The sequence below is a fragment of the Erysipelatoclostridium sp. DFI.2.3 genome (assembly GCF_019132535.1).
In the GTDB taxonomy this organism is placed as follows: Bacteria; Bacillota_I; Bacilli_A; order Erysipelotrichales; family Erysipelotrichaceae; genus Clostridium_AQ; species Clostridium_AQ innocuum.
Genome location: NZ_JAHOOJ010000050.1, coordinates 1 through 3,486, shown reverse-complemented (window position 1 = coordinate 3,486; position 3,486 = coordinate 1). Strand labels below are relative to the sequence as shown.

Sequence of the window (3,486 nt, the reverse complement as noted above, 5' to 3'; positions counted from 1 at the left end):
AACAGACACAGTTTGAACAAAGTGTAAATGGATTGACTGGCAGAGTGTCTTCAATTGAATCCACTGCATCTTATACATCAACTAAGCTTAATTCTTTGGTTGCTGATGTTAACGGATTTAAAACAACGGTAAGTGATACATATGCTACCAAGGATATTGTGAATAGCATGAGCTCAACGATCACGCAAAAGGTAGACAGTTTATCAGTGAGTATCAAGGAATCATATAATCGAATAAATCTCATAGAGAATTCTGATTTTACAAATGATACAGCTTGTTGGAACAAATCATTAGCGTCGACATGTACAGGCGGCAGAGCGATGACATGGGGAAGCAGTACAGGGCGTGCGCTTTGGTTGGAATCAAGTGCATTTGATGGAACTGCGAACAGTAACTGGTTTCAACGTATAGACATAGGACGTAAGGTAAAAGGATTTTATATGTCCACTGAATTTTTGACAAATTCCGATTATGTGGCTGGGCCTACAAATCCACTTGCAACTTATATTATCAATATATATTATACCGATGGCACCAGAAGTTCAGGGTCTGTCAGAGATACATCCCATAAATGGGTGCGGGTAGGCAAGTTTGTAGAGGTTGAAGATAAAGAAATAGAATATGTAAGAGTATATCTTTATGGTAGAGACTTCAAAGGACGCATAGCTTTTAATAGACCTTTCCTATGCGAAGCTAATTCAGCTATTGATCCATCTTACTGGGCGCCTGCTCAATCAGAAGTGACAGGCAATATGAGTGTTGTGATCAATTCTGGGGGATTACGTGTCAATAATGGTGCGTTATCCATTTATAACAATGCTGGGGGCAGGGTGCTGTATGGTGATACAAACGGAAATCTAACTATGATTGGGACGGTCACTGCCACATCTGGTAAGATTGGTGGGTTTGACATCGGAGCATTAAGATTGAGTGCGCAAAACAATGGTAAATATACTGTAATGCAAAGTGCCGGGACGTATGCTTTTTATGCAGGCAGCACAGCAGAATCTATGACAGGTGCTCCATTTTATGTGACACATGAAGGAAAGTTAAAAGCTGACAATGCATTATTGACGGGATCATTTACAAGTCTTGGAACAGAAAATACAAAGGTAGTAATAGGTAATGGGCGCATGGATTTGTTTATTAACAGTAATCATTGTGGAGGAATAGCATCATCTTACACTAGCAGTACCAGCAGAGGTATATTACTATCGGCTGATACTGGTGCAAAGTTTTTATCATTGGGACAAACAGATATTGACGGTAATAGTGGTGCATCGTGGTACACACTGAATTTTGGCTTAAATCCATCAGGTTGGACGGAGCGACATATATTTTTGGGATCATCGAACTTTCCAGTTCAGCCTAAAAATGGAAAAGGTTATGTAGTCGTTTCTAATGTTACTGGAGGTGGTTTCCGTAATATTAGGCAGATATATCATGGCCACCCTGACAGCAGCACTGATTATTTACAGTATGAAGATGCGACTGGAGAAGATTATTATTGTAAAACATCATGGGTATCTGACGCTAAACTTAAAGCAAATATTATGGATACTGATGTATGTGGAATTGATGCGATAAGAAGATTTAAGCATGAATCCTATATCTTTAAAAAGACAGGATTTCAAAGATCGATAGGTTATATTGCGCAAAATTTACAAGAAATAGATCCGCAGCTTGTCGAGAATTTGGGTGGTACACTAGCGATAAATCCAGAAGTTGTCATACCATATATCTCTAAAGCAGTGCAAGAACTAGACTGTATTGTAAAAAATAGCGAACTATCCGTATCACGGGAACTGAGTGATTTAAAAAGCAAAAATAATGAATTAGAGAGGAGGGTGGATACATTGAGAGAAGAGATAGTGCGTTTAAACAATGAGTTATTTGATACAAAATCCGCTTTATCTGCTTTGCGAAGCTGAGAAAGGAAGTGATCCAAAGTATCTCGCATGGGCGTGCGTTAAACGCCCTTTTATTATGCCTGAATGGGCGAAAGGAGAAGCATTATGAAGGAACTGAAAGCATTACTGAAGGTGAAATCTCTTATGACTATAACTGTAATGGGAGTGTTTGCGTATATGGCAGTAACAAAGCAACTTGATACCGCCGTTACATCAAGTGTCATTACAGCGGTAATCACTTACTACTTTACAAAAGAAAAAGATAAAGCAGGTGAGTGATTTGAGTGGAGAAACTACACTAAGCATTAGTCTGATAATTGCGTTAGTTGGATGCGCTGTAGGACTTGGTGGCTTCATGAGAGGAAGAGATTCTAAGATTATTACTGATGCTGAATGGAAAGGATCGGTAAATGCAAAACTTGATGCGATTATTGGAATACGTAAGGACGTGGATAATCTTTCAAATGAGGTTAGTGATTTAGGAAAAAAAGTGGCGGTGGTGGAAGCTTCAGTGAAAAGCGCCCACCACCGATTAGACGGAGCCGGCATAAGCCGAGCTAAAGATGAATAAAGGAGAAAATAAAAATGGCATTTAAGAAAAGAACAAGCCTGTCCGGATTGACAGGCAGTAATTGGATGGATTGGGCAGTGCGCAGAACCGGCGTGAATATGCCGAACTGCTTTACCTATGCTACAGCTCGTATCAGCGAGATTTTAGGGCGAGAGGAGTATTTGGATAGCCCACGGGTAAATGGCGCACAGGAGCTGTGGGATAACTATTCAGACGGCTTTAAACGCTCAAAATATGCTGTAGAGGGTGCACTCATGATCTGGCAGTCAGGGCAGTGGGGACATGTAGCAGTTTGTGAGGAGCTTATTGACACCAACACGATTGCTTGGTCGCAGTCAAATTATGGCGGTAAAAGCTTTGAGTATATCAAGGGCAACCCAAATGGATACCTAGGTATGACTTTCCTCGGCTACTTGGTACACGATAAACTGCCAAAAGCAGAGGCAGCAAAACCATCTACCAGTAAGCCTACTACTACCGGCATTAAGGCGGGCAATAAGGTCAAAATCAAGTCCAGCGCTAAAAAGTACGCTACTGGCCAGACAATCCCCGCATGGGCTAAAGGCAATACATACACTGTACAGCAGGTATCCGGCAGCAAGGCTTTAATCAAAGAGCTTGTATCATGGGTTAAAACATCCGATTTACAGGTGACCGGCGCAGCTGCGGTGATTGCAGTCGGTAAAAAGGTCAAAGTTAAAAAGACGGCAAAGACATATGCAACAGGGCAGAGCATTCCGGCGTTTGTAAAAGGTACGACTTACACAGTCATGCAGATCAGCGGGGATAAGGTACTACTGAAAGAAATCATGAGCTGGGTACGTAAGTCAGACCTGGAATAAGAAAATAACCACTCATTCCTTCGGGGCTGGGTGGTTTTTTTTTATGTATAGTTTGACAAAAAATTACAAAAAATGTATTATTTAGGTGTGATAATCATGAGGTGAGGGTATGGATTGGACGGGTTTAAATCAAATAAATACTATTTTAGGTATAATCAATGGT

4 protein-coding genes are annotated in these 3,486 nt (G+C 40.8%); all 4 read left to right on the top strand.

Annotated features, from left to right (window positions below):
- The coding region (locus KSZ58_RS22310; RefSeq protein WP_217752955.1) for a tail fiber domain-containing protein at nt 1–1,931 on the top strand (1,931 nt) is incomplete at its 5' end.
- An 84-nt stretch (nt 1,932–2,015) separates the two neighbouring features.
- The gene (locus tag KSZ58_RS22305) at nt 2,016–2,189 is read left to right on the top strand and encodes a hypothetical protein (protein WP_217752954.1); all 174 of its coding nucleotides are present in this window, start codon (nt 2,016–2,018) and stop codon (nt 2,187–2,189) included.
- Nucleotide 2,190: 1 nt separating this feature from the next.
- A complete protein-coding gene (locus KSZ58_RS22300) occupies nt 2,191–2,481 on the top strand; it encodes a hypothetical protein (protein ID WP_217752953.1) in 291 nt (96 codons plus the stop codon).
- A gap of 14 nt (nt 2,482–2,495) precedes the next feature.
- The gene (locus KSZ58_RS22295; RefSeq protein ID WP_217752952.1) at nt 2,496–3,323 is read left to right on the top strand and encodes a CHAP domain-containing protein; all 828 of its coding nucleotides are present in this window, start codon (nt 2,496–2,498) and stop codon (nt 3,321–3,323) included.
- Nucleotides 3,324–3,486 lie beyond the last annotated feature (163 nt).